The following is a 26924-nucleotide window of genomic DNA, read 5'->3' as shown; positions in this document are numbered from 1 at the left end:
CTCGCTTAGAGGAGCATGGGCGCATGGGCATCGACGCGATCCTGAAGCGGTATTTTCCCTGGGTAATCGGCGTGCTGATCGCGCTCGCCGCCTATTTCCAGGCCTCCGGCATGGGCCAGCTCGTGGCCTCCAGCGTCGCGGTCGACGCGCCGCCGGCCCCGCCCCCGCCGCCGCGGCGCCCGGGGTCGCTCGCGTCGACCGCGAACCAGGACCACGCGACCAACGCCGGGCCGATCCTCTCGCGCAACCCGTTCGACTCCGTGACGGGGCCCCTGGACGGCAAGCCGGTCGAGCTCCCGAGCGTCCAGCAGGAGCTCATCAACAGCGACCCGTACCAGGACCCGTCGTGCGACAGCGCCCGCGTCCTGCTCATCACGCAGGCCGATGATCCCGAGTGGTCGTTCGCGGCCATGGCCGGCTCGGACGGCAAGGCGATCCTGCGGCGTCAGGGGGATGAGATCGGCGGGCAGAAGGTTTACTACGTCGGGTGGGACCGGGTCTGGCTGACGTCCGGCAGCGCGCGGTGCCAGGCCATCGTGGGCGGCAAGGGTCCCGGCCCGCGCGTCAGCGCCGCGCCGGCGCCCCCGCCCCCGCCGACCGCGACGGGCACGCGGAAGCCGGTCACCACCCGCGGCGGCAGGAAGATCCCGCCCGAGATCGCGTCGAAGATCCAGCGGGTCAGCGAGACGGAGTTCAACGTGGAGCGCAGCGCCGTCGACCAGATCCTCGAGAACCAGGGAGAGCTGATGCGCTCTGCGCGTATCGTCCCCGAGAAGGAGGGCGACAAGGTGGTCGGCATCCGTCTGTTCGGGATTCGACCGGACTCGCTGCTCGGGACGCTCGGCCTGGAGAACGGAGATCGGCTGTCCAGCATCAACGGGTTCGAGATGAGCGATCCGCAGAAGGCCCTCGAGGCCTATGCGCGGCTCCGGACGGCGGACCGGCTCACGGTGAGCATCAACCGCAAGGGCAAACCGATGAACATCGACTTCAACATCAAGTGAGCTCTGCGCACTGAACTCCAGGGACGAAAGCAGGTAATGGCATGGCGCGATGGATCGGGAGCCTGAACGAGGGGAGCTTGCTGCGGAGGACGCTGCTGCATGTCGGCACGTTCGTCCTCGGCTCGCTCACGTTCGTCGGGGTCATCAGCCTGGTCCTCGTGTCGATCGCCAAGGCCGTCCTCCCGCCCCACGGCGACGGCGCCGCGGGGGGCTCCGCGGAGGAGGCCGGCGGTGAGGCCACGACCGGGACGAGCAAGACCGCCCTGGGCAAGACATCCCGCTCGAAGCGGCCGCGGCTCCCCGCCCAGGCCGGGCGCGAGAGCGCGCCGAGCGCCGACTGAGCGGCGCCGCCTCCCCCTTATCAATCAACGCAGAAACATCGAGCCGACTGATGGTGATGACGACCTTCGAGCGATCCCGCTGCCCCCGGAAGAGCCTCCTCGCCGCGCCGGTGGCGGCGCTCGTGTTCTCCGCGGCGGCCCTGCCCGCCGCGGCGCAGCCCGCGAACCGCAACGCCCCCGTGCTGCGGACCCCTGGCCAGGCCGCGCCGCCCGCCCCCGCGCGCCCTGGCGCGCCCGCCCCGGGCGCCGGAGCGCCGGGCGCCAATGACGACCCGCTCGCGGCGGTCAAGCAGGGCGTCCAGGAGATCGAGTTCAAGCCGAAGCCCGGTGGCTACAAGGTCAGCTTCAACCTCGACGACGCCGATCTCCCCGAGCTGGTGAAGGCGATCAGCAACATCACCGGACGCCGCTTCATCTACGGCGGCAAGCTCCGGCAGATCAAGGCCACGGTGTACGCGCCGGAGAAGGTGACCGTCGCCGAGGCGTACAGCGCGTTCCTGTCGATCCTCGCCTCCAACGACCTCACCGTCATCCCCCACGGGCGCTTCCTCAAGATCGTGGAGACGCCCGGCTCCGTCTCGGAGACGACGCCCGTGTACGGCACCGCCGCGCCCGTGCCCGGCGAGGACCGGTTCGTCACCCGCATGTACCGGCTGAACCACATCGACGCCAACGACGCGGGCGGCGTCCTCAACAAGTTCAAGTCGAAGGACGGCGACGTCACCGTCTACCCGCCCGGCAACCTGCTCATCATCACGGACACCGGGACGAACATCCAGCGCATGCTCCGGATCGTCGAGGAGATCGACGTCGGCGGCGCGGGCGATCAGCTCTGGGTGCAGCCGGTCCACTACGGCTCCGCCGCGGAGGTCGCGACGAAGCTGAACGAGATCGTCGACCCCGGCAGGGCAGGGCCGGGCGGCAGGCCGGGCAGGCCCGGCGCCGGCGGCACGGGCGCCCGCATCATCGCGGACGACCGGACCAACTCGCTCATCATCACGGCCTCGGAGCCCGACTACCTGCGCGTCCTCGGCATCCTGAAGCGCCTCGACGTGCCGCAGTCGGGCGAGGGGCAGGTCCACGTGCTCTCGCTCCAGCACGCCGGCTGCAAGGAGCTGTCGCAGACGCTGAACCAGGTCCTCGGCGGCAGCGCGGGCGGCCCGGCCGTGGGCGGCAGGGGCGCCGCGCGCAACGCCCCGCCGGTGCCCGGCTCGACCGACGACATCTTCGAGGGCCAGGTCAAGGTCACCTGCGACGAGGCGAGCAACAAGCTCCTCATCACCTCGTCACCCCATGATTTCGCCCAGCTCCGCAAGGTGATCGACCAGCTCGACGAGCCGCGGCGGCAGGTGTTCATCGAGGCGGTGATCATGGACGTGAACGTCAACCGTTCGCTCGACTTCGGCATCGGCTACCACGCCGGCACCACCTTCGAGGCGCTGAACGCGGACGACAGCCTGATCTACGGCGGCAACAACCCGCAGCCGTCCATCCTCGGCGTGCCGACGCAGCTCGGCGCGCTCGCGCTCGGCGTCCGGGGCCCCGAGATCCCGGGGTCGAACAACATCCTCGGGACGGGCATCTCGATCCCCGCGTTCGGCGTGGTCCTGCACGCGCTGGCCCAGGACAGCGACTCCAACGTCCTCGCGACGCCGCACATCCTCGCCACCGACAACGTGCCGGCCGAGATCTCGATCGGCCAGAACATCCCGCTCCAGACCAATGTGGGCGGCGGGCTCGGCTCGCTCGCCGGCCTGGCGGGCAACGGCGCCGCCGCCGCGGGCGGCCTCGGCGCGCTCGGCGGCCTGCTCGGCGGCCTCGGCGGCATCGGCGGCACCGCCGCGCGCCAGGACGTCGGCACGAAGATCAAGGTCATCCCCCACGTCAACGACTCGGACCAGGTGCGGCTGGAGCTCACCGAGGAGATCTCGGACGCCGGCCCGACCCTGGAGGGCGCGCTCGGCGCGATCCCCATCAACAAGCGCACGGCGAGCACGACCCTCGTCGTCCGGGACCAGCAGACCGTGGTGATCGGCGGCCTCGTGCGCGACTACACGACCACCGCCGAGACCAAGATCCCGGTGCTGGGCGACATCCCGGTGCTCGGGGCCCTCTTCCGGCAGCGGACCAAGAAGAAGATGAAGACGAACCTCCTGCTCGTGCTGACGCCCTACGTCATCCGCGACCAGGAGGACCTGCGCGCCATCTTCGAGCGCAAGATGCAGGAGCGGCAGGAGTTCATCGACCGCTACCTGGTCTTCAGCGACAGCGCCGCCTGGGAGCCGCCGCGCGACTTCAGCCGGGCGAACGGGCTCGTGGAGGACATCCGGCAGTCGATCCTGACCGAGGAGGAGCGGGCGCGCCTCGAGGAGGAGGCCCGCCCGAAGCAGCCGCGCGAGCACGCGCCGGTCGAGCCGGTCGGGCTGCCCACGTTCAGCGGGCAAGACGGCGGGCCCGCGGGCGCGATCGAGATGGACGGCGACATGCCCCCGCCGGGCAACGTCCAGCGGCCCGCGCGGCCCGCGCGGCCCGCGCGGCCCCCGCGGCGCACGCCCGGCACGCGGCAGATGGAGCGCGTGGAATGAGCGTGCAGCAACAGTACCTCGGCGAGATCCTCGTCCGGCGGGGCGTCGTCCCCGCCGAGCGGCTCGCGCCGCTCTACGACACGGTCCGCGAGCGCGGGCAGCCGCTCGCGGACCTCATCGTCTCGTCCAACATCGCCGACGAGGCGGCCATCGCGAAGGCGCTCGCGGAGGAGTGCGAGGTCGGCTTGCTCCAGCGCATCGACTCCGACGCCGTGCCGCTCGAGCTCGCGAGCCGGGTGCCGATCACCTACGCCAAGCAGCACAAGATCCTGCCGCTCGCGGAGAACGACGGGGTCGTCTACTGCGCGGTCGCCGACCCGCTCGACACGACCGCGGTCGACGACGTGCGGGCGCTGTTCGGCAAGCCGGTCGAGATCGCCGTCGCCACGAGCGACGCGGTGCTGAACGCGATCAACCGCGTCTGGGAGCGCAAGGAGGACGGGGGGGCGAAGCTCGAGGGCGACACCGCGCTCGAGGAGGACAACCTCGTCGACATCATCGACTCGGACGACGACGCCCCGATCATCGCCTGGGTCAACGGCCTGTTCGCGCAGGCGGTCCGCGAGCGGGCGAGCGACATCCACATCGAGCCCGAGGAGCGCGACGTCGTCGTCCGCTACCGGATCGACGGCGAGCTCTACGTCGCCAAGCGCGCCTCGAAGCAGTTCATGGCGCCGATCATCGCGCGCGTGAAGATCATGGCGTCGCTCAACATCGCCGAGAAGCGGCTCCCCCAGGACGGCCGCATCACCCTGAAGATCGCGGGCAAGAGCGTCGACATCCGCGTCTCGACCGTGCCGACGAGCCGCGGCTTCGAGCGGATCGTGATGCGCATCCTGCACAAGGCGTCGGTCCTGCTCGGGCTCGACGACCTCGGCTTCGCGCCGCGCGAGTACGCGCTGATGGACGGGCTCATCCAGCGCCCGGACGGCATCATCCTCGTCACCGGCCCGACCGGCAGCGGCAAGACGACCACGCTCTACGCCTGCCTCAACCGGATCAACGAGCCGAGCCGGAACATCCTCACGGCCGAGGATCCGGTCGAGTACGAGATCGGCGGCATCCACCAGGTCCACGTCCACCCCGGCATCGGGCTCACCTTCGCGTCGGCGCTGCGCGCGTTCCTCCGGCAGGACCCGGACGTGATCATGGTCGGCGAGATCCGCGACAAGGAGACCGCCGAGATCGCCATCCACGCCTCGCTGACCGGCCACCTCGTGCTCTCCACGATCCACACGAACGACGCCGCCGGCGCCGTGACGCGCCTCGTCGAGATGGAGATCGAGCCGTTCCTCGTGCGGAGCAGCGTGATCGGCATCCTCGCCCAGCGCCTCGTGCGCCTCCTGTGCCCGAGCTGCAAGGTCCCCTACCGCCCGTCCGACCACGAGCTCCAGCAGCTCGGCCTCGACCGCGACCGGCTCGCCTGGAAGGCGCGGCGGAAGCTGTCGAACCGCTACAGCGTGCACGGGCAGAAGTACGAGTACATCGGGCAGGACATCGACCGCGCCGTGTTCCACAAGCCGGGCGGCTGCGACGCGTGCAACCACAAGGGCTTCATCGGCCGGCGGGGCATCTACGAGCTGATGGTCATCGACGACGCGGTGGGCCCGCTCATCCTGAAGAGCGCGGACGCGCAGACGATCAAGCGCGTCGCCATCTCCCAGGGTATGGACACCCTCCGGGACGACGGGGCGCGCAAGGTGATCCAGGGCATCACCACCGTCGAGGAGGTGCTCGCGGCGACCCAGGAAGACGTCATCGTCGACGAGTAGGGAGAGCCGTGGCGGTATTCGAATACAAGGGCATCCTCGTCGCCAGCGGCAAGCCGGTCAAAGGGGTCCGCGACGCGGAGAACGCGAAGGCCCTGCGGGCCGCCCTGCGCAAGGACGGCATCATGCTCACCGGCGCGACCGAGGAGCAGGCGGCCAAGGAGAAGGCGAAGCGCGACATCCAGCTCTTCGCCTTCGCGAGCCGCCCCTCGACGACGGACGTCGCCGTGATGACCCGCCAGCTCGCGACGCTCATCGGCGCCGGCATCCCGCTGTTCGAGTCGCTCAACGCGCTGATCGAGCAGGTCGAGAAGGAGTCGCTGAAGAAGGTGCTCACGCAGGTGCGCGAGCAGGTGCGCGAGGGCACGAGCTTCGCCAAGGCGCTGGAGGGGCACCCGTCCGTCTTCCCGCCGCTCTACGTGAGCATGGTGCGCGCCGGCGAGGCGTCCGGCACGCTCGAGGGCGTGCTGAGCCGCCTGACCACGTTCATGGAGAACCAGGCGAAGCTCGTCGGCAAGGTGACGGCCGCGCTCGCCTACCCCGCGTTGATGGCGGTCATCGGCACGGGCCTCATCTCGGTGCTCATGGTCGCGGTCGTGCCGAACGTGACGGGCATCTTCGCGTCGATGGACCAGGCGCTGCCCTGGTACACCGCGCTGCTCATCGGCACGTCGGAGTTCGCCGCGAGCTACTGGTGGCTCGTCATCCTCGCGCTCGTCGGCGCGGTGTACGGGTTCCGCCGCTGGGTGCGCACGCCGAAGGGGCGCCTCCGGTGGGACACCTTCGTGCTCGGCGCGCCCATCTTCGGCAAGCTCATCCAGATGCTCTCCATCGCGCGCTTCGCGCGGACCCTGGCGACCCTGCTCTCGTCGGGCGTCGCGCTGCTCAGCGCGATGGACATCGTGCGGAGCGTGCTCGGCAACGCGGCCCTGGAGAAGGTCGTCACCGACGCCATCGGGTCGATCCGCGAGGGCCAGAGCATCGCCGATCCCTTGAAGCGCAGCGGCCGGTTCCCGCCGATCGTCACCCACATGATCGCCATCGGCGAGCGGAGCGGGCAGCTCGAGTCGATGCTGGAGAACGTCGCCGACGCCTACGACTCCGCCGTCGAGACCCGCGTCCAGGTGCTCACGAGCCTGCTCGAGCCGCTCATGATCGTCGTCATGGGCGGCGCGGTCGCGTTCATCGCGATCTCGATCCTCATGCCGCTCATCCAGATGTCGAGCTTCGTCGGGTAGGGGGGATCATGGGGCGGCGCAGGCAGCGAGAGAGCACGATCTTCTTCCCCTGGGAGCGCGGCGGCGGGCTCTTCCGGCGGACCGGCATGGCGCGCGCGACGCCGTTCGCGGCCGGCCTCGCCATGGCCCTCTTGCTCCTGCTCCTCGGCGCGCGCGAGCGGCGGCTCGTGGGAATCCGGTCGACCCGCGCCACGTTGTCCGTCGTCCACGGGGCCGTCACGCTCTACCGCGCCGATCACGAGCGGCGGTGCCCGGCCTCGCTGGAAGAGCTGAAGCGCGAGGGATACCTCGCGATGGACCCGGTCGACGCGTGGGGGCGGCCGCTCCGGCTCACCTGCCCTGGCAGGGCGGATCCGGAGGGATACGATCTGATGAGCGACGGGCCTGACGGCGAGATCGGCGGCCTGGACAGGGTGGAGTGAGGACGATGGGAATGAACAGAGCGAAGAACATTCGAAGGTTGGGCCGGAAGCTCTCGCGGGGCGTGACCCTGGTCGAGGTGCTGATCGTGGTGACGATCATGGCGATCATCGCCGGCGGCGCGACGCTCGCGCTGTGGCCGAAGCTCAAGGAGTCGCGCATCAAGAGCGCCTACACCGGCGCGACGGTCATCAAGAGCGCGGCGGAGCAGTACCAGCAGCTCGGGAGCGGCGGCGACACCTGCCCGACCCTCCAGACGCTGGTGAGCGCGAAGCAAATCGACGCCAACAAGACGGACGACCCGTGGGGCGTGCCGTACAAGATCAAGTGCGAGGAGGGCGAGATCCGCGTGATCTCGGCCGGCGACGACAGGAAAGAGGGCACCCAGGACGACATCCGGGACAACATGAAGCAGTCGGACCTCTCCAAGATCGCGGAGATGTAGCGCCGCGCTGGTAGCGAGGAGAGCGCCCATGGCACGCCGTCGCACGAGGGGACTCACGCTGGTCGAGGTGCTGATCACCGTCACGGTGATCGCGGTCATCAGCGGCTCGGTGATCCTCGGCATGGGCGCCGTCACGAGCGCCCGGCTGAAGCGGAGCGCGGCGCTCGTCGCGGGCGCGGTCCGGGTGGCCTACGCCCACGCGAACGCCCAGTCCAAGCCGGTGCGGCTGGTCTTCGATTTCGAGGAGCGGATGATCGCGCTCGAGGAGTCGACGAGCGCGCTCGCCATCGAGCGGAACGACCGGACCGGCGGCGCCGCCGCCGCGACGGACGCAGAGCGGGCGGCGGTGGAGGAGGCCGAGTCGATCCTGAAGGGGCCGCGCGCGCCGCGCCCCGCGTTCCAGCCGGCGAAGGCGTACGGCTTCAACCCCGAGGAGGGCAGGGCCGGCAAGGAGCTGTCGAGCGGCGTCCGCTTCCTCCAGGTCGAGACCGCGCACCAGGACGACCCCGTGGCGGAGGGGCGCGCCTATCTCTACTTCTGGCCTGGCGGCCAGACCGAGCGCGCCGCGATCCAGCTCAGCCTCGGCGCCGGGGGGACCGACGACTCGGTGATGACGGTGCTCGTCTCGCCGCTGACCGGCAAGACGGAGCTCCGGCGGGGCAAGGTGAGCATGCCCAGGCCGCGCGACGACGCCGAGGCGTCGGAGCGCGAGGACACGGGGTTCTGATGGGAGCGCGAGGACACGGGGGTCTGATGCGCGCCCGCGGCTTCACCCTGCTCGAGGTCATGGTGGCGGTCGCCATCCTCGGCCTCGGGCTCACGGCGATCCTCTCCGCGCAGGCCGGCGCCTTCTCGAGCGCGGCGCACGCGCGGAGCCTCAGCGTGGCGACCGGGCTCGCGCGCTGCAAGATGACCGAGCTCGAGGAGCGGCTCGCCAGGGACGGCCTTCCGGCGCTCGACGAGGCCGACAGCGGGCCGTGCTGCGAGGGCGACGAGACGCCGGGCATCAAGTGCTCGTGGCGCATCGAGAAGCCGGAGATGCCCGAGCCCAGGTACGGCGAGCTGGACCTCGACGCGGATCTCGACGGGCTCGGCGCGCTCGGCGATCTCGCGAAGCCGTCCGAGTCGACCGGCGCCGCCGCCCCGAGCGGCAACCTGAGCGATCTCGCGCAGTCGCTCGTCGGCGCCGAGGGCGGCGAGGGGGGCGGCGACGCCGCGGCCGCCGGCGGCATCGCGGGGCTGCTCCAGCCGTTCATCGACATGCTCGCGCCGACGATCCAGCCGATCTTCGAGGCGAGCGCGCGGCGGGTGACGGTCACGCTGACGTGGAAGCAGGGGGCGCGCGAGCACGATCTCGAGCTCGTGCAGTGGATCACCGTGCCCCAGCTCGGCGCGCCCGAGGGGACCGGCGAGGGCGGCGCGGGAGGTGGAGAGTGACCGCGGCGGCGCGAACGGCGAGCGCCCGGCGGCGCGGCGGCGCGGCCGGGATCACGCTCCTCGAGGTCCTCGTCTCGGTCGGCATCCTGGCGCTCATCGGGACGCTCATCTACGGCGCGTTCGACGGCATGAGCCGGGCGCGCACGGGCATCGCGCGCATGAGCGACCGCTACCACCAGGGCCGCGCCGCCGTCGCGCGCATCTCGCGCGAGCTCCAGGCCGCCTTCCTGTCCCGGCACCAGCCGGCCGACAAGAACATCGTCGTGCGGCTCACGGCCTTCACCGGGGAGGACTCCTCGCCCGCCGACCGCGTCGACTTCACCGCGTTCGCGCACCGGAGGCTCCTCAGGAACGCGCACGAGTCGGATCAGTGCGAGATCGGCTACTTCGCCTCGCGCGACCCGGAGCGCAGCGACAAGCTCGACCTCGTTCGTCGGGAGGCGAAGCACATCGACCTCGAGCCGACGCGGGGCGGGGTCGTCAACGTGCTCGCCGAGGACATCGAGAGCTTCGACGTCCAGTACCTCGATCCCATCACCGGCGAGTGGACCGACTCGTGGGACTCGACGCAGCCGGCGGCGCAGCTCGACCGGCTCCCGGCGCAGGTCTGGGTGACGCTGGTCCTGAAGGGCGGGCCGGGCGACGAGCCCATCAAGTTCGAGACGAAGGTCACGATCCCGATGCAGGTCCCCATCGCCTTCGGCGTGAGCAACTGAGCCATGACGCACCCCGCAGCACCCCACGCCGAGGAGCGCGCCTCCCCCACCCCGCCGGGCCCCACCCCGCCGGGCGGACGCGCGCGCCGCCGCCTGAGGAGGCGGCGCGACCGGCGGGGCGTGGCGCTGGTCATGGTGCTCGGCGCGATCACGGTGCTCACCGTGTTCCTGACCGAGCTCCAGGAGGAGACGTCCACCGAGCTGTCCGCGGCGCTCGCCGACCGCGACGCGCTCCGGGCCGAGTACTACGCGCGGAGCGCCGTGAACCTGTCGCGGATGCTCATCGCCGCCGAGCCGACCGTCAGCGCGGCGATCGGGCCGATGCTCGCGATCGTCGGGGTGCGGGGCGAGATCCAGGTGCCGATCTGGAGGTTCACCGACATCTTCCTCGGCCCCTTCAACGCGCAGCTCGTCGCGCCGGGCGAGGAGCCGCCCCCCGGGGCGGCCGACGGCAGCGCGGCGGGGGGCAAGAACCTGGGGCTCACCGGCGGCGGGCGCTTCGAGCTCAAGATCGTCGACGAGGACGCGAAGCTCAACATCAACCGCGCCGCCGACGACATCGCCATCCAGGACCAGCTCGCCGTGGCGGGCCAGCTGTTCGCCCTCATGGGCCCGGCGCAGTACAACCCGCTCTTCGAGGAGCGCGACGGCGACGGCCAGTTCTCCGACCGGACGGCGATCTGCAGCGCGCTCATCGACTGGGCCGATCCCGGCGACCAGCTCTTCAACTGCGATCTGTCCGCGAACGCCCAGGGCTCCACGGGCGCGGAGGACAGCATCTACCAGACGCTCGGCCTCGCCTACCAGCGCAAGAACGCCCCGTACGACTCGCTGGAGGAGCTGCGGCTCGTCCGCGGCATGGGCGACGACTTCTGGGCGACGTTCGTCGATCCGGACCCGAACGACCCCGACAAGCGGGTCCTGACCGTCTGGGGCAACCGCAAGCAGGGCATCAACGTGACCACGGCGAGCCCGCAGGCGCTCCTCGCGCTCACGTGCAGCCCCAACCTGGTGGATGTCGCCACGACGCCGCTCTGCAACGACCCGATCCAGATGACCGCCTTCCTCACGGTGGTCTCGCTCGTGCAGGGCCTGACCGGGGGGCTCATCTTCCCCTCCGCGGCCGATTACTACGCGGCGATGACCCAGCAGGAGGGCAAATCCATGTCCCTGGGATCCATGCTCGGTCAGCAGCTCAAGGCCATGGGCGTCGAGCCCGTCAAGTTCAAGACGAGCCTGAAGTCGATGCAAAGGCAGGGGCTCATCGGCAACAAGACCAAGTTCCTGAGCATCTACGCCGACGGCGTGGTCCCCGGGAACAAGCGCGAGACGCGCGTGCGCATCCACGCGGTGCTCGATATGACGGGGGCAGGGAAGCTCAGCGAGCCCGGCGGTAGCGGTAGCGGCGGTGGCGGCGGCGGTGGCGGCGCTGGCGGCGCTGGCGGGGGCGGCGCCGCCGCGACCCAGGACACTTACGAAACCCTGGTCCGGTCGAACCCCGCCGGGACGATCATCTACTATCGCATCCAATAGGACACCCCTCCGGGAAGAAGCGCGGAAATGCACAGGCTGCTCGGGATAGATGCTGGAAAATCGGTGGTGCGGACGGCGCTCATCCGCACCACGTACAGGCGGGTGTTCGTCGAGGCGCTCGGCGAGGCGTCCATCTCGGACGCCGGCTCCGAGGCCGAGGCGATCCGCGCCGCCGTGGGGCTCGTCCGCCCCGACGGCGCGGCCATCGCGCTCTCCGGGGAGAGGTCGTTCTACCGGCGCCTCGAGCTGCCCGCGGCGGCGCAGAAGGAGGTCGAGAACGTCCTCGGCTTCGAGCTCGAGGCCACCGTGCCGTTCGAGATGGAGGACGCGGTCTTCGACTACCGCCTCCTCCGGCGGCCGCCCGGCGCCGAGGCGCTGCCGATCTTCGCCGCGGCCGCGCGCGCGGACGACGTGCGCGAGCGCATCGCCGTCGTGAAGGAGGCGCTCGGCTTCGAGCCGGAGCGCGTCGCGCTCGGCGCGGTGGCGCTCGCCAACCTCGAGGCGGTGATGCCGGAGCTCACCGCGTCCGGCGCCGGCGCGAGCGCGCCGATCGCGATCCTCGACCTCGACCAGCTCACGTCCGAGATCGTGATCCTCTCCGGCGGCGAGCCGGTCTTCGCCCGGACGCTGTCGCGCGGGACGGCCGGGCTCCCCGACACGGCGCCGGCCCTCGCGCGCGAGCTCCGGCAGACCCTGGCGGCGTGGCGCAACCTGGGCGGCGAGCCGCTCGCGGGGCTGTACCTCGTCGGCGGCGGCACGGTCGTGCAGGGCGCGGAGCTGTTCCTGTCGACCCAGCTCGGCGTCGCCGTCCTGCCGCTGCCGCCCCCGCGCATCGAGGGGCTCACGCCCGAGCAGGCCGCGGCGCTCCCCCGCTTCGCCAAGGCGCTCGGGCTGGCGCTCGGGCTGACCCCGAAGACGAAGGGGTTCAACCTCCGGCGGGGCGCGCTCGAGGCCGAGCGCAGCTACCCGTTCCTGCGCGAGAAGATCCCGATCCTCGCCGGCCTCGGCACCGTCATCGCGCTGAGCTTCGGGTTCTCCATCGTCGCGGAGCTGCGCACGCTCGACGCGGAGCGGGAGCTCCTGCTCGCCTCGCTCGCGACCGCCTCGCGCGACGTGCTCGGCGAGGAGACGAGCGACCCTGACAAGGCCCGCGAGCTGCTCGAGCAGGGCCCCGGCGCGGCCGACGAGGACCCGATGCCCCGCGTCGACGCGTTCGACGTCATGGTGCAGCTCTCCAAGGCGGTGCCGAAGGAGATCACGCACGACGTGGTCGAGCTCGACGTGAACCGCGGCCACGTGACCCTCCAGGGCGTCGTGCCCTCGGTGTCGGACGCGCAGATCATCGCGGATCACATGAAGGAGCACCGCTGCTTCCGCGACGTGAAGATCGCGCGGACGAGCCAGTACGTGCAGGGCAAGCACAAGTACGTCCTCGAGCTGGACCTCAAGTGCGAGGACAAGAAGAAGAAGAAGACCGGCGCCGACTCGGCGGACAGCGCCTCCGCGGGCGCGCCGGAGAGACCCGAGGGATCGCGATGACGCTGCGCGAGCGACTCGACAAGCTGGAGCCGCGCGAGCGCCGGCTCCTCAACATCCTCGTCGGCTTCCTCGTGGCGGCCGTGATCCTGCTCGTGCCCATCGGGCTCGCCAGCATGGCGTCGAGCCGGCGCGCCAAGAACCAGGAGGTGCGCGACCTGCTCGAGTCGATCTACGAGGCGTCGGGGCGGGTCAGCGAGCGGAAGGCGCAGCGGGACGCGCTGCTCGCGCGCTACGCGCGGCCGGCGCCGCCCCTCGCCGGCTTCATCGAGGACGCGGCGAAGCAGCAGGGGCTCACCGCGGCCGAGTCGCAGGACCGCCCCGAGGTCCCGCACGGCAAGAAGTACACCGAGCGGATCACGGTGGTGAAGATGCACCGGATCGGGATGCTCGGGCTCGCCAAGATGCTCGAGCGCATCGAGAGCTCCGGCCACCCGGTCGCGATCACGAAGCTGAACCTCAAGCCCCGCGCCGGTGAGCCGGACTCGTACGAGGTGGAGCTCGGCGTCTCGGCGTACGACCGGAAGGCCGATCCGCCGCCGACGAGCCCCGCGTCGACCGGCGCCTCCGGGGGCGACCTCGAGGAGGAGGAGCCATGAGAGCGCGGCTCATCAAGATCGCGAAATGGGCGGCCTACCCGCTCTTTTACCTCTTCTGCCTGGGTCTCTTCGGATACCTCACCTTCCCGTATGACCGGCTCAAGGACCGGCTGATCGCCGAGTTCGATCGCACGCAGCGGAAGCGGGGCGCCCAGGCGCAGCGCCTCGAGATCGACGAGCTCGACTCCTACTGGTTCACCGGGGTGGAGATGACGGGCGTGCGGCTCATCATGCCGCCGAACGAGCTCGGACCGATGAGGCGATCGAGCGCCGCCGCGTTCACGTCGGGCGACGCGGCCAAGGACGGCCCGCCCAGGCCGACCGTCATCGAGATCGACGAGGCGCACGCCCGGGTGAAGATCCTGCCGCTCCTCATCGGGCGGATGCGGGTCTCGTTCTGGGCGAGCGTGTTCGGCGGGGAGATCGAGGGCGTCGCCCCGATGGATAAGTCGGGCGGCGACATGCACGTCGAGGTGTCGGACGTCGAGCTCGCCAAGGTGACCCCGCTCGGGGACATCCTCGGCCTGCCGATCGCCGGCACGCTGACCGCGAGCCTCGACCTCAGCGCGCCCGAGGGCAAGCTCAACAAGGCGAGCGGCGCGCTCGAGGTCTCGGCCAAGGACGTCTCCGTCGGCGATGGCAAGACGAAGATCCAGGGGCTCATCGCGCTCCCGGAGGCCAAGCTGGGCGAGCTCCTCCTGTCGGCCGAGGCGAACGACGGCGTCCTCAAGGTCACGAAGCTGAGCGCGAACGGCACGGATCTGGAGCTCGACGGCGACGGCAAGATCACCATGCGTGATCCGTGGAACAACTCCACGGCGGACCTCTACGTCCGCTTCAAGTTCTCCGACGCCTACCGCGGGAAGAACGATGTGACCAAATCGCTGCTCGGCGCGCCGGGCTCGAACGTGCCTGGGCTCATCGAGATGCAACAGCCCAAGATGAAGCGCTCGAAGCGGGCAGACGGATTCTACGGCTGGCACGTCCACGGCGTGCTGAGGCGGCCGCGGTTCGATCCGCACGCCGCGGACTCGCCCGCGGCGCGTGGCCGCGGAAAGACCGAAAACGCGCCGGGCGCGGGCCCGACCACGAGGCGGGCAGGCGCCGTGCCCCGGCCGCCCGACCTCCCGGAGGTGCCGGCAGCGGGGGACAGCGAAGAACCGGAGAGCGACGATACGCCTCCACCTCCACCGCCTGTGACCCAGACCCCCGCGCCGCCGCCTCCGCCGCCCCCCGCCGCCGAGGACGACCCGGTCGGGCGAGCGCCGCGCATGGTCCCGCCGCGTCCCCCGCTGGATCCGAACGCCGAGGGCGAGGGCGAGAGCGCTCCTCCCGTCGAATAGACCTGGACCTCACGCGCGACATGGCCGAGGATTGACGGCTCGGCGATGCGGGATCTCGGCTGGCGGCAGAACAGGCGCATCCTGCTGATCAGCGACAACGAGGCATTCCGCGACGACTGTCACAGGATCTTCCGCGCCGACGACGGCGCGCCGGCGCCCGCGCCCCTCGGAGCGGCGCTGTTCCGCGACTCGACCCCTCGCGGGCACGTGAGGTTCGAGCTCACGACCGTGACCCAGGGGGCGGACGGGCTGGAGCAGGTCCGGGAGGCGCAGCAGCGCGGCGCGCCGTACGCGCTCGTGATCGTGGACGTGCGCACGCCGCCGGGGTGGGACGGCATCGAGACGCTCGCCCGCATCTTCCGGGAGGACGCCGCCATCCAGGCGGTCCTCTGCGCGGCGCGCGCGGAGGATCCGTGGGGGGAGCTCTCCAGCCGATTGGCCCCCTCCGACAACCTCCTTGTCCTCGCAAAGCCGCTGGACCCGAGCGAGGTCCGTCAGGCGGCGATCGCGCTCACCGAGAAGTGGAGTCAGCGCCGCGCCCTCTCCGCGGCCAACTACAAGCTGTCGGCGCAGTACACCGTGACCAGGATCCTGGTCGAGTCGACGACGCTGCCGGAGGGCGCCGCGGCGCTCCTCGGCGCGCTCGGCGAGACGCTCGGCTTCCGGTTCGCGGCCCTGTGGCTCGGGGACGACGAGAGCGGCGCGCTGCGCTGCGAGCACACGTGGAGCGCCGCGCCCGACGAGGCGGCCGGCCTCGACGCGGCGACCCGGGGGAGCCGGTTCGCCCGGGGCGCGGGCCTGCCCGGCCGCGCGCTCGCCCAGGGGGAGCCGAGCTGGTTCAGCGAGCTCGACGCCGTGGACGACGACCCGCGCGCGCAGGCGGCGCTGGGCGCCGGCCTCCGCTTCGCGATCGAGCTGCCCGTCGCGGTCCGGGCCGACGCGGAGGTCGCGGCCGTGCTGGAGCTCATGGACGCCGAGCCGCGCGAGCGCGATCCGGGGCTGCTCGACGTGCTGCTCACGGTCGCCGCGGAGGCGGGGCACTTCATCGGCAGCAAGCGCGTGGAGGCCGCCCTGCGCCGCAGCGAGGCGAACAACCGCGCGCTCCTCTACGCGATCCCCGACACCATCCTCCGGATCAGCGGCGAGGGGGTCTGCCTGGACTTCAAGGCGTCGAGGGAGTCGAGGCCGTGGCTCCGCGCCGAGGACTTCCTGCACAGGCACGTCGCCGACGTGTTCCCCGCCCGCGTGGCCGAGCAGATCACCGAGCTCGTGGCGCGGGCGCTCGCCGACGAGGCGACGCACGTCTTCGAGTACCAGGAGCAGCGGCGAGAGGGCGCGCGCGATTACGAGGTCCGCATCGCCGGCAGCGACCGCGCCGAGGCGGTCGTCATCGTGCGCGACATCACCGAGCGCAAGCGCGCCGAGGCGGAGACCGAGGCGCGGCGCGCCCGCGAGGAGTCGCTCCGCGCGCAGAACGAGATCCTCGCGGCGCTGTCGACCCCGCTCATCCCCATCAGCGACGAGATCGTCGTGATGCCGCTCGTCGGGGCGCTCGACACGCAGCGGGCGCGGCGGGTGCAGGAGACCCTGGTCCGCGGCGTCGCGTCCCGCCGCGCGCGCGTCGCGATCCTCGACATCACCGGGGTGCCGCGGATCGACGGCCAGTGCGCGGACGAGCTCCTCCGCGCCGCGACCGCGGTCCGCCTGCTCGGCTCGGAGGTGATCATCACGGGCCTGAGCCCGGACGTGGCCCGGACGCTCGTCGAGCTCGGCGTCGACCTGAAGGGGATCATCACGCACAACACGCTGCAGAACGGCATCGCCTCGGCGATGGCCTCCTCGCGCTCGCGCTCGCTCGACAGGGGCCGGCGGCGGCGCGCGCGGCGACGCTGATCGATCCGGAGCGTGCGCCGATCGTCTCGCGCCGGGATGACCCGGCGCGCCGACGGGGGCGCTCAGCGCGCCTTCGCGGCGTGCGCCGCGTGCTGGTCGAGGGCGGCGAGGACGCGGTCGTAGTCGGGCGGCAGCTCGACCGGCGGGTTGGCGTGCCGGCTCGTCACGTCCGCGAGCGCGCGCTCGTGGTACTTCACCTTGAACTCGGTGAACTTCAGCCCGTTCGCGGTCGACACCACGACGACCCGCTGGCGCTTCTCGACGAGGCCCTTCTTCGCGAGCTTCTCCAGCGCGGCGAGCGCGACCGCCGTGTGCGGGCACGTGTACATCCCGGTGCGATCCGCGCGCGCCGCCGCGTCGCAGAGCTCGTCCTCGGTCACCTGCTCCGCGACGCCGTCCATCGCCTGGAGGGCCAGCATCGCCCGCGGCGCGCTCACCGGGTTGCCGATCTGGATCGCGGTCGCCAGCGTCTCGCCCGCCTTCATCGGCGCGACCTCGCGCCGCCCCTCGGTCCACGCCCGGTAGAGCGGGTTGGCCTGCGCCGACTGCGCCACGCACAGGCGGGGGAAGCGCGTGGTCAGGCCGAGGTCCTTCAGCATCTTGAAGCCGGCGTACAGGGCGTAGGCGTTGCCGAGGTTGCCGCTCGGCAGGATGACCCAGTCGGGCAGCGTCCAGTCGAACTGCTGCACGATCTCGATGGCCACCGTCTTCTGGCCCTCCAGGCGCAGCGCGTTCATCGAGTTCGCCAGGTAGACCACGCCGTCGGCCGACAGGCGCTGCACGATCGCCATGCAGCCGTCGAAGTCGGTGTCCAGCGAGAGGACCAGCGCGCCCGACGCGATCGGCTGCACGAGCTGCGCCGTCGACACCTTGCCCCGCGGCAGCAGCACCACCACGGGCAGGCCGGCCGCCGCGCCGTACGCCGCGAGCGAGGCCGAGGTGTCGCCCGTCGACGCGCACGCGATCGCGCGCACCTCGAGGCCCTCGCGGATCGCCTTGTTCACCACCGAGACGAGCACCGTCATCCCGAGGTCCTTGAACGACCCCGTGTGGCTGTTGCCGCAGAGCTTCACCCACACCTCGTCGAGCCCGAGCGAGCGGCCGTAGCGATCGGCCCAGAACAGGTTGGTGCCGCCCTCGTCCATCGACACGATGGCCTCGTCCGGGACCTCGGGCGCGACCCACTCCCGCTTCCCCCACACCCCGGAGCCGTAGGGCCACACGGTGCGCTTGTAGCGCTCGTCGAAGAGCTTCATCCAGGTGGCGGGGCTCCGATCGCGGAGCGCGTCGACGTCGTGCGCGACGTCGAGCAGGCCGCCGCAGGTGGGGCAACGGTAGAGCGGCTTCGTCAGCGGATAGCGCCCGGGGCAGCCGGTCAGACATCGGAATGCAGCAGTGTAGGCCATGGCAATACGGATCTCCTGGGTGACGGGAAGCGCTCGCGGGAGGTGGTGTCGTTCAGTCGCTGAAGCGTGGGGCTTCCATCCCGAGCCGCCTATAGAAGTAGATCGCCGCGTTTCTGGCAAACGATCCCTGCGGGACGTACACGTCGTCCGGCGCGGCGAGCGGCGCCTCCGCCGAGAGCGGCCCGTCGCGGTCGCCGGCCAGCCGCTCGAGGTCCTCGATGAACGCTTCCATGGAGGGATAGCGGTTCTCCGGGCGCTTGCGGATCGCCTTGAGGATCACGGACTCGAGCGGCCGGTCGATGCTCCGGCGCCGCTCCGACGGGCGGGGCGGCGGGGTCACGAGCTGCCGGGCGAGGAGCTCCGACTGCTGCGCGCGCGGGAACGGGAGCACGCCGGTGAAGGTCCGGAACATCACGACGCCGAGCCCGTACACGTCGGTGCGCGGGTCGGGCAGGTCGCTCACGACCTGCTCGGGCGCCATGTACTCGATGGTGCCCACGGCGGTGCCGCTCGCCGTGATGTGCTCGGCCGCCTGGATCTTCGCGAGGCCGAAATCCAGCACCTTGACCGCGTACGGGTCGCCCTGCGCGCCCACGAGGAAGATGTTGTCGGGCTTCACGTCGCGGTGGATGATCCCGGCCCGGTGCGCGGCGGCGAGCCCGGACGCGGCCTGGCAGAGCACCGGGAGCGCGAGGTCCGCGTCCATGCGGCGCTCGCGCCGGAGCCAGTCGCCGAGCGACTCGCCGAACAGGTACTCCATGACGAGGTACGGGGCGCCGTCGTCCGCGCGCGTGCCCGCGTCGAGCACCTTGACGATGTTCGGGTGCCCGATCATCGCGGCGCTCTGCGCCTCGCGCACGAACCGCTCGCGCGTGCGCTCCGCCCGGGCGGAGAACGACTCCAGGACCTTGATCGCGACCGGCTGCCCGGTCGCGCGCTCGATCGCCAGGTAGACGCGCGCCATCGCCCCCTTGCCGATGTAGCCGCACACCTCGTAGCGCTCCCCGAGGACCGTGCCCCGCAGCCGGGTGGGCTTGAACCGGAGGAGCTCGATGCGCCGCGCCTCGGCGAGCTCCGCGCCGTCGTAAGGGCAGAACCGATGGCCCGCGTCGTACTCCCGGTGGCAGCGCGCGCAGAACATGGCCCCGCATCGAATAGCGCCCCGCGCTCCGGCCACGCAAGCCCGGGGTGTGCGCGCCGTCACACGAGCTGCGGGCGCGGAGCCGTCGCCCCACCCCCCGCGGCGCGCCGTTCAGGCCCCCCTCCGCGGCGAGCGCCCTGTCAGCTTCGTGTACACCTGGTAGCCCAGCCAGCGGAGCGGCTCGGGCGGGATGCCGCCGAGGCGGGCCATGTAAAAGGGCATCGCCCGCCACCGGTCATGGTCGCCCGCGTAGAGATCGCAGAGCACGCGGCCCGCGAGGTTGGCGAGGACCACGCCGTGACCGCTGTAGCCGAGGGCGTAGTACACGTTCCGGTGCTCGCCGCGCACCCCCATGCTGCAGAGCCGGCTCATCGTGATGCCGAGGGTGCCGGTCCACCGGTGCGCGATCCGCAGGCGCTCGGCTGCGGGGAAATAGCCGACGAGCCGGCGCCGGATCGCCTCGAACGCCCGCCGCGCCGAGTCGGGGGAGCCCGGGTAGGAGGTCCGGCCACCGTAGAGGTAGGCGTACGCCGCGTTGCTGCCCCCGCCGAAGACGAGCTCTCCGGCCGGGGTCATGCTCGCGTACGCGATGCGGTCGTGATCGTCGCTGAAGCCCGCGACCTGCCCCCAGCCGAGCGCGGCGCGCGCGCCCTCGTCGAGCGGCTCGGTCGCGAGCACGTGCGAGTGCAGCGGCAGGACGCCGCCCTTGAAGTAGCCGAGCCGCGGCGTGTAGCCGTTCGTGGCGAGCACGAGCGCCCGGGCGCGCACCCGCCCGCCCGGCGTGGTCAGCGCGATCGTGCGCCCCTCCTCGACCCGGAGCACCGGCGTGTCCTCGTGGAGGGCCACCCCCCGCGCGAGGAGCAGCGGGCGCAGGCCGCGCAAGAGGTCGACGCCGTTGAGCTGCCCCTCGGTCTCGTCCAGCACGGCGCCGGCCGCCCCGCGGATGCCGAGCCGCCGCGCGACCGCCGCGCTGTCCAGGTACCGCAGCGGAATGCCCCAGGCGGCGAGCTGCTCCGCCCGCGCGTGGGCAGCCTCGGCCCGCCGCGCGTCCGTCAGCACCTCCAGGCAGCCGTCGCGCCGGTACCGCACCGGGAGCCCGTGCTCCTGGATCAGCCCGACGATGCCGTCGATGCCGTCGCGCGTCGCCTCGTAGACGCGGCGCGTGAGCTCGGGCTCGCGGTAGCTCACCCCGTTGATCCAGTTCAGCATCATCCCGCCGTTGCGCCCGCTCGCGCCGTTCGCCAGGCGGCGCGCCTCGAGGATCATGACGCGGAGGCTCGGAAATCTGCGGATGAGGTGGTATGCGGTGGAGACGCCCGTGAACCCTCCCCCGACGATGGCCACGTCGGCCACGGCGTCCCCGCGGAGCGGCGGGGCGGGCTCGTAGGCCGGCTCCGCCGCGCTCCACACGGAGAGCGCGGAATCGATGTGCGTGAGCGTGTGCATGTCGCCGAGAGATCCCGAAGCCACGAGGGTCACCTGTCAGCGTAGCGCTTCGTCTGGCATCATGGACCCCTGGAACCCCCCTTGAAGAGGCGCGTCCGGCTCTGCATGAAGGATCTCTTCCACCAGGACGTGGTGGAGATGATCGAGCGTGAAACCCGCAAATACCAGATCTGGTCCATCGAGGACCCCTCCGACCCGGACTTCGACGAGGCGTATCAGATCCTGTGGGATTGCTTCGGGCCCCACGGGGAGATGGAGCGCAAGGAGGCCATCCACGCGTTCCTCCGCGACGACCCGTTCACGCCCGAGCCGTCGGGCACCTTCATGCGCTACTTCCTGCTCGTGGCGCGGGGCCCGGACGGGAGGCTGCGCGGCGTCCGCGACGGCACCGTGCTCATCAACCCGGCGTACTCACCGGATCTCTGCGTCATCTACCTCGCCCACATCTTCATGATGCCCGAGGCGCGCGGGACGGTGCTGTCCTACTGGCTGCGGATCGCGCCGGTCGAGCTCGCCATGCAGTACCTCGCCGACCTGCACGCCATGGGGAAGATCACGCTCCCCGCGCCCTCGGCGCCGGGCAAGTACTTCGGGATGAGCCTCGATCTCGCGGCCGAGGTCGAGTACTTCACGCCGGAAGAGCGCCTGTCGTGGCAGCGGATCCTGTTCTACGGCCGCGGCGGGTTCGACGCGATCAACCCGCGCCACTTCCCCTACCGCCAGCCGGATTTCCGCGATCCGGAGCTGATCCGCGCGACCGGCAACCAGCCCGCGCCGTTCATGGTGCTCGTCCGGCGCATGGGCCGCGAGCGGCAGGCGCAGCTGCCGATCGACGAGGCGAGGGCGCTCATGCGGCTGCTCTACGACGACTTCGCCGACCACTGCGCGCCGCACCTCCTCGAGAACAGCCTGCAGCTCGTGCTCGACCGGCTGGAGGAGCGGGCGAAGCGGAAGAGCTTCGTCGAGCTCCTGCCCCTGCCGACCGGGGCCAGGGACCTGCACCGGCTGAAGCCGCTGTTCCGGTACAACGTGTTCAACAAGTACTACCCCGACACCCCGGACGTCCGCGGCTACCTGAACAGCGGCGTCCGCGAGCGGGTGCTCGCGAACCCGCGCTACCTCGACGAGGAGCTCGCGCGCATCGCGCGGGAGCTGGAGACCCGGCTGCCGTTCGTCTACGGCAGCCGGGACAGGAACGCGACCTGGGAGGGCACGCCGATCACGCCGGGCTCGGAGCCGCCCCCGCCGACCGACGGGGCCGACGCGGGCGCGGCCGACGCGGCGGAGATCACCCGCGACGTGCCCGCGCCGTCCTCGACCATGGTGCCGCGGTGATCGCGCGGGCGCGCGGGCGTGCCTGGAGCCCCCTTCCACCATGAACGTCATCACCGCCGGTCCGCTCCCCGCCGCCTCGATCCTCTGGCAATCCCAGGCCGGCTCCTGGGTGCTCACCGTCGTCTGCAAGGCGACGTTCCTGCTCCGCCCCGGCGAGGCGCTGTTCGCCCCCGAGCAGGACCCGCCGAGCCAGGGCGACGCGACGGGCGAGGAGGCGCCGTCGAGGAGCCTCCAGTCCGCGAGCGATCTCGCGCCCGCGAAGCCGCGCGCCGACGTCGTGCTCGTCGGCTTCGCGTTCGCTCCGGGCAAGGTGCCGGTGCGCTCGCTGATGACCAGGATGATCGTCGGCGACGTCGACAAGTCGATCGAGGTGTGGTGCGACCGGGTCTTCTCCCAGGACGGGGCGCTCCACGAGGGCCCGCCGTTCGCGCAGATGCCGCTGGTCTACGAGCGCGCCGCGGGGGGGCCGGGGTCGTGGAACCCGGTCGGGGTGAGCGGCGCCTCGCGCAACGCCTACGGGCAGATCGCCGTGCCCAACCTCCAGCCGCCGGGGCTGTTCATCGCCGAGCCGGGCAAGCCCATCGAGCCCGTCGGCTTCGGCCCGATCGCCCCCACGTGGCCGTCGCGCGTCGAGAAGCTCGGCCGCCACGCGGCCGGGTGGTCCCACCGCGACTGGAGCCGCAAGCCGCTGCCCGCCGGGCTCGACCTCGCCTACTTCAACATCGCCCCCGCCGATCAGCAGCTCCCGTCGCTGCGCGAGGACGAGCGCCTCGTGCTCGAGAACCTCCACCCCGAGCACCCGCGCCTCGTGACCAACCTGCCCGGCCTCCGCCCCGTGGCGACCGTCGAGGGCCGGCGAGGCGGCTCCCGGCAGGTCGCCATGCGCTGCGACACGCTCTGGATCGACGCCGCGCGGGGGCGCTGCTCGCTGACCTACCGCGCGCAGATCGCGCTCGAGCACCCGGAGGAGCGCGGGCGCGTCGTGGTGAGCCTGGAGCCGTCGCAGCTCGCGAGGACGGAGGCCGAGCGGTCCATGCCCCCGACCTCCCGGCGCGCCGGCCTGAGCGCGACCCAGACGCAGGTCCCCGCGCTCAAGCCCGAGCAGGCGCCGGTGCTGCCCTGGAAGACGGAAGAGCGCGGCGCCGACGGCGCGCCCCACTCGGGCCGCTCGAGCGCCGGGCTCCCGTTCCGCGCGCCCGGGGCCCCGGGCAGCCTCGCGGCGCTCCCCGTCTCGTCCGTGGTGCGGCAGGCCCCGCCGCCTCCGCCTGCGCCGCCTCCGCCTGCGCCCCCGCCGCCGCCGCCTGCGCCCCCCGTCGAGCAGGCGCCGCTGAGCGCCCTCGCGCCCGCGCCCTGGGCGGCGGACGCGGCGCCGCCGATGACGGTGGGCCAGAGGATCGGGGCCTCCGAGAGCGCGGCCCGCGCGCCGCTGCCTCGCCCGACCGAGGGCGACGGCGATCCCAGGGTCAGCGCGCCGGCGCCGCGGCCCGCGGCCGCGCCGACCGACGACATCGTCGAGCTCCTCTGGTTCGACCCCGACGCGCTGCCGCGCGTCCGCGCCCGGTGGCGCGAGCTGATCCTCGAGCTCGACTTCGAGGAGATCGACCCCCGCCACGACCTGCCGGCCGACGACGCGGCCGCGGCGAAGGATCGCCACCACGTCCTCGGCGTGCTCACCGACGGCTCGCTGATCGATCCGGGCGGCGTGCACAAGGCGATCCTCGCGTCGCTCGGCGACCGGAAGCGGTTCGCTCCGCCGCTCGTGCTCGTGACGGGCGAGGCGCGGTTCCCGTTCGATGAGCTCGAGGCGCTCAAGGCCACGGTCGCCGTGGTCACGCCGCTCGCGGGCCTCGACAAGCAGCTCAAGGACGCCATCGACTCGGTCGGGGAGCTCTTGAAGTCGCCTTACCTCCAGAGCTCGACCGGCGTCGTGGACCGGCTGACCCAGCAGCTCAAGGAGCACCTCGCGCAGTCGCACCGCGCGCTGCCGGCCGGCCAGATCGAGGCGTACACCGAGCGGCTCCTGCTCGAGCAGCGGCGGTACCAGACCCGCAAGGTGCTCGGCGACGAGTGGATCCGCGCGCTGCTCGCGGCGGGCGGGCAGGCCCCGATGCCGCTCTACCTGCCGAGGGCCCTGGAGCACCGGCTGCCCATGATGACGAGCCTCAAGGTGCGGGTCCTCGCGGAGGCGCACCTCCGGCAGGACCAGATCGAGCCCAGCCGCTACGCCCTCAAGGCGCTCGCGCTCGGGAGGGTCTTCACCGCGGACGAGCTGCGGCCCGCGCGCACGTCGGACTGAGTCGGACCGAGCCGAGTCGGACCGAGCTGGGTCGGGCCGAGGGGGGCGTCAGTCGAGCGGCTCGGTCGTGTCGACGTCGCGCGCGCCGACGAGCGGGAGCACCTCGACGATGAGCCGCTGCTGGGCCGCGAGGAGCTGCGCCCTCACGTCGCCGCCCGGCGAGGAGAAGCGCAGGTGCACCACGAACCCGGGGCCGTCCTCGTAGATGCGCGCCACCGCCTCGGGCGTGAGCCGGCCGGCCACGTAGTCGCCGTGGCGACCGCTGTCCGAGATCGACCACGTCGACGGCCATCGCTCGTCCAGCCGCCGGAGCATCTCGTCCTGGGAGAGATCGCTCTTGAAGGACCACGCGAGCGTCGTGCTGGCTGCCTTGCTCATGATCGCCTCCGCTCAGCCGTCGCCGTCCCCTGGCGTCGAGACGCTCGTCCCGCCGGCGCCGGCCGTCCCGGCGCTGCCCGCCGGCGCCCGCGGGGCGGGCGGCGTCGCGCCGTACGCGTCGGGACCCCGGTAGATCGTCGGGAAGTCGCCGCTCGGCTCCCGCGCCCCGTTGAGCTTGAAGTCGAAGCCGCCGTTGCTCGGGTTGGGCTCACCATAGATCTCCACGTTCCACCTCTCCGCCAGCGCGTTCAGCTTGCTCCCGAGCGACGTGTTGGAGAGCCCCGGCCTCCCCTCCGGGTTGAGCGCGCTCGGCGCCTCGCCGTTCTTGAAGATGCCGTACCTGGCGTTGTACGGCGCGCCGACCTGCTGCGCTTGCACGAGCGCCTGGTCGCTGAAGATCGCGAAATCCGTGTCCGACTTGGGCGACCAGAACCCGAACGGCTTGTCCGGGTTGCCCTTGAAGCCGTTCGTGGCCGAGCCGAGCTGCTGCACCGTCGCGTCCGTGATCCCCTCCGACTCGAAGACGCGCCGGACGTCGGACTGCAGCCTGTCGAACTGCGCGCGATCCCTGTACGTGAGCGGGACGCGCTGGCCGTCGGCGTCGCCCTCGACGGCCATCCTGAGCCGCTCGGGGGTCGTGTTCGGGTGCTCCAGCTCGCCCCGCTGCACCCGCTCGTACGCCGCGCGGTTCTCCGCGTTCCTCGCCTGGAGCCGGGCGTTCGCCGCGGGGTCCGGGGGCGGCGCCTCGGCCATCCGTTCATTGGTCCAGGCGCGCGCCCGCGCCACCTCCTCCGGGCTCGGCGTGGCCCTCCGCCCCGGCGGGCCCGGCTGCGCGGCGGGCGGGCGGACCCACCCGAGCCGCTCGCCGATCTTCACGGCGCGGATGCCGCCGACGAGGCTCCCGCCGAACTCGCCGACGATCTCGCCGATGCGCGCCCCGCGCTCGCCGAAGAGGCCGCCCACCGCCTCGCCCACGCGCCCGCCGAGGAACCCGCCGGCCAGCGAGCCGCCGAGCCCCAGCGCCGCCACGGCGACGCCGGCGCCCACGCCCGTCAGCACCAGCGCCACCCCGCCCGCGAGGAGCGCGGTCCACTGCAGCGTCGTGGTGAGCCACGACGGCACCTCCTCCTCGATCGGCACGAGCGTCAGCGTGTCGCCGCCGATGAACGTGTAGCTCGCGCCCTGGCGGATGACGCCGCCGCACTCGGCCTTCTCGGTCCTGCGCGCCAGGTGCTCGCCGTTGACGAAGACGGTGGAGCTGCCCTGCGCGACCTTCTTGCCGCCGTGCTCGATGACGTCGAGCACCGCGCGCACGGCGGCCCTCGCCTCGATGAACGTGTCCGGAGATCCGGTCTCCGTCGTCCCGCACGGGGACCCCTCGAACATCTTGCCGATCTCGGCGCCGGCCAGCGCGCCGGCGGCGCCGAGCCCGACGCCGCCGGCGATCGCCGCGCCGATGAGGACCGCCCCGGCGCCGCCGGTGACCGCGGTGAACAGGATCGCGCCGCCGATCGCGAGCCCGATGCAGGCCCCCGCGATGAGGCCGGCCCACGCGGACGTGTGGCCGATCTCGTCGCCCAGCCGGGCCGCTTCGAGGGCGCTCACGGCGTCACGGCTCCATCACCCCTCGCCGAGCTTCACGCTCGCGAGGATGCGGTCGAACACCGGGTTGAGCCGCGCCGCCTCGCTCTTCGGCATGGTCGCGGTGAAGGTCAGGACCGCCGGCTTGCGCCCGGCGACGAACACCAGCCGCTGCTCGAGCGGCCCGCCCTGCCCCCGCCACGCGAACCGGAGCTCCAGCGCCGGCTGCCCGTCGACCGCGATCTCCTGCCGGGCGTGGAGCTGGAAGCCGTCGAGCCGCCGGGCCACCTCGACGAGCTGCCGGTCGCCGTACCGCCGGATGTCCTCGCCCGCCGCGAGCGTGTCGCGCGTCATCACCAGGTTGGCGGCCATCGCCTGGGCGGCCCTGGCCGGCGCCGAGAAGGCCACCACCGAGCGGTCCTCCCAGTCGCGCGGCACGTCGAAGGACACGTCGCTGTGCTCATAACGCGGCATCGTTCTCG

General features: G+C 72.1%; 23 protein-coding genes. 17 read left to right on the top strand and 6 right to left on the bottom strand.

Going from position 1 to position 26924, the window contains the following annotated elements; all coding sequences use genetic code 11:
* Positions 1-23 precede the first annotated feature (23 nt).
* The 15 genes from gspC to WMF31_RS42215 are packed head-to-tail and all read left to right on the top strand — an operon-like array spanning position 24 to position 16859.
* On the top strand, positions 24-1004 hold the full coding sequence (gspC, locus tag WMF31_RS42285; RefSeq protein WP_436607525.1) for a type II secretion system protein GspC: 981 nt from the start codon (positions 24-26) through the stop codon (positions 1002-1004).
* A 41-nt stretch (positions 1005-1045) separates the two neighbouring features.
* The gene (locus WMF31_RS42280; protein ID WP_436607524.1) at positions 1046-1345 is read left to right on the top strand and encodes a hypothetical protein; all 300 of its coding nucleotides are present in this window, start codon (positions 1046-1048) and stop codon (positions 1343-1345) included.
* Positions 1346-1401: 56 nt separating this feature from the next.
* Complete coding sequence (gene gspD, locus WMF31_RS42275) at positions 1402-3930, top strand: type II secretion system secretin GspD (protein WP_436607523.1); 2529 nt, start codon at positions 1402-1404, stop codon at positions 3928-3930.
* Complete coding sequence (gene gspE / locus WMF31_RS42270; protein WP_436607522.1) at positions 3927-5702, top strand: type II secretion system ATPase GspE; 1776 nt, start codon at positions 3927-3929, stop codon at positions 5700-5702. The genes gspD and gspE overlap by 4 nt, the downstream gene beginning before the upstream one ends.
* A gap of 8 nt (positions 5703-5710) precedes the next feature.
* Positions 5711-6937 carry a type II secretion system inner membrane protein GspF gene (gene gspF, locus WMF31_RS42265; protein ID WP_436607521.1) on the top strand — a complete coding sequence of 409 codons (1227 nt, stop codon included), beginning with the start codon at positions 5711-5713 and terminating at the stop codon, positions 6935-6937.
* An 8-nt stretch (positions 6938-6945) separates the two neighbouring features.
* On the top strand, positions 6946-7359 hold the full coding sequence (locus tag WMF31_RS42260; RefSeq protein ID WP_436607520.1) for a type II secretion system protein GspG: 414 nt from the start codon (positions 6946-6948) through the stop codon (positions 7357-7359).
* A gap of 11 nt (positions 7360-7370) precedes the next feature.
* On the top strand, positions 7371-7802 hold the full coding sequence (locus WMF31_RS42255) for a prepilin-type N-terminal cleavage/methylation domain-containing protein (RefSeq protein WP_436607519.1): 432 nt from the start codon (positions 7371-7373) through the stop codon (positions 7800-7802).
* A gap of 28 nt (positions 7803-7830) precedes the next feature.
* A complete protein-coding gene (locus WMF31_RS42250; RefSeq protein WP_436607518.1) occupies positions 7831-8529 on the top strand; it encodes a pilus assembly FimT family protein in 699 nt (232 codons plus the stop codon).
* 26 nt (positions 8530-8555) lie between these two features.
* Positions 8556-9239, top strand: coding sequence for a type IV pilus modification PilV family protein (locus WMF31_RS42245; protein ID WP_436607517.1), 684 nt, complete (start codon positions 8556-8558; stop codon positions 9237-9239).
* On the top strand, positions 9236-9955 hold the full coding sequence (locus WMF31_RS42240; protein ID WP_436607516.1) for a type II secretion system protein GspJ: 720 nt from the start codon (positions 9236-9238) through the stop codon (positions 9953-9955). Before WMF31_RS42245 ends, WMF31_RS42240 begins: the two co-directional genes overlap by 4 nt.
* A gap of 3 nt (positions 9956-9958) precedes the next feature.
* Positions 9959-11488 carry a general secretion pathway protein GspK gene (locus tag WMF31_RS42235; RefSeq protein ID WP_436607515.1) on the top strand — a complete coding sequence of 510 codons (1530 nt, stop codon included), beginning with the start codon at positions 9959-9961 and terminating at the stop codon, positions 11486-11488.
* 27 nt (positions 11489-11515) lie between these two features.
* On the top strand, positions 11516-13027 hold the full coding sequence (pilM, locus tag WMF31_RS42230; protein WP_436607514.1) for a type IV pilus biogenesis protein PilM: 1512 nt from the start codon (positions 11516-11518) through the stop codon (positions 13025-13027).
* Positions 13024-13623, top strand: coding sequence for a type II secretion system protein GspM (gene gspM, locus WMF31_RS42225; RefSeq protein WP_436607513.1), 600 nt, complete (start codon positions 13024-13026; stop codon positions 13621-13623). The genes pilM and gspM overlap by 4 nt, the downstream gene beginning before the upstream one ends.
* On the top strand, positions 13620-14966 hold the full coding sequence (gspN, locus tag WMF31_RS42220; protein WP_436607512.1) for a type II secretion system protein GspN: 1347 nt from the start codon (positions 13620-13622) through the stop codon (positions 14964-14966). The genes gspM and gspN overlap by 4 nt, the downstream gene beginning before the upstream one ends.
* A 45-nt stretch (positions 14967-15011) precedes the next feature.
* On the top strand, positions 15012-16859 hold the full coding sequence (locus WMF31_RS42215) for an STAS domain-containing protein (protein ID WP_436607511.1): 1848 nt from the start codon (positions 15012-15014) through the stop codon (positions 16857-16859).
* 62 nt (positions 16860-16921) lie between these two features.
* On the opposite strand, the gene thrC is transcribed toward WMF31_RS42215, so the two are convergent.
* The 3 genes from thrC to WMF31_RS42200 form a co-directional block, all read right to left on the bottom strand.
* The gene (thrC, locus tag WMF31_RS42210; protein ID WP_436607510.1) at positions 16922-18265 is read right to left on the bottom strand and encodes a threonine synthase; all 1344 of its coding nucleotides are present in this window, start codon (positions 18263-18265) and stop codon (positions 16922-16924) included.
* Positions 18266-18317: 52 nt separating this feature from the next.
* The gene (locus WMF31_RS42205; RefSeq protein ID WP_436607509.1) at positions 18318-19406 is read right to left on the bottom strand and encodes a serine/threonine-protein kinase; all 1089 of its coding nucleotides are present in this window, start codon (positions 19404-19406) and stop codon (positions 18318-18320) included.
* 111 nt (positions 19407-19517) lie between these two features.
* Positions 19518-20876 carry an NAD(P)/FAD-dependent oxidoreductase gene (locus WMF31_RS42200; protein ID WP_436607508.1) on the bottom strand — a complete coding sequence of 453 codons (1359 nt, stop codon included), beginning with the start codon at positions 20874-20876 and terminating at the stop codon, positions 19518-19520.
* Between the two features lie 57 nt (positions 20877-20933).
* Here WMF31_RS42200 and WMF31_RS42195 point away from each other — a divergent pair, with 57 nt between their 5' ends.
* Positions 20934-22187, top strand: a complete 1254-nt coding sequence (locus WMF31_RS42195) for a hypothetical protein (protein ID WP_436607507.1) — start codon at positions 20934-20936, stop codon at positions 22185-22187.
* A gap of 40 nt (positions 22188-22227) precedes the next feature.
* A complete protein-coding gene (locus tag WMF31_RS42190; protein ID WP_436607506.1) occupies positions 22228-24483 on the top strand; it encodes a DUF2169 family type VI secretion system accessory protein in 2256 nt (751 codons plus the stop codon).
* A 48-nt stretch (positions 24484-24531) separates the two neighbouring features.
* On the opposite strand, the gene WMF31_RS42185 is transcribed toward WMF31_RS42190, so the two are convergent.
* The 3 genes from WMF31_RS42185 to WMF31_RS42175 are packed head-to-tail and all read right to left on the bottom strand — an operon-like array spanning position 24532 to position 26916.
* Positions 24532-24861 (bottom strand): hypothetical protein, encoded by a 330-nt coding sequence (locus WMF31_RS42185; protein ID WP_129356205.1) that lies wholly within the window; start codon positions 24859-24861, stop codon positions 24532-24534.
* A gap of 12 nt (positions 24862-24873) precedes the next feature.
* On the bottom strand, positions 24874-26466 hold the full coding sequence (locus WMF31_RS42180) for a PAAR domain-containing protein (RefSeq protein ID WP_436607505.1): 1593 nt from the start codon (positions 26464-26466) through the stop codon (positions 24874-24876).
* A gap of 15 nt (positions 26467-26481) precedes the next feature.
* Positions 26482-26916: a DcrB-related protein gene (locus tag WMF31_RS42175; RefSeq protein WP_129356201.1), complete on the bottom strand. Its 435-nt coding sequence runs from the start codon at positions 26914-26916 to the stop codon at positions 26482-26484.
* Positions 26917-26924: the final 8 nt, after the last annotated feature.

This window comes from Sorangium sp. So ce1036 (genome assembly GCF_051369805.1).
GTDB lineage: Bacteria > Myxococcota_A > Polyangia > Polyangiales > Polyangiaceae > Sorangium > Sorangium cellulosum_F.
The sequence above is the reverse complement of the archived record's forward strand: the minus strand, read 5'-3'. Positions and strand labels throughout refer to the sequence as shown.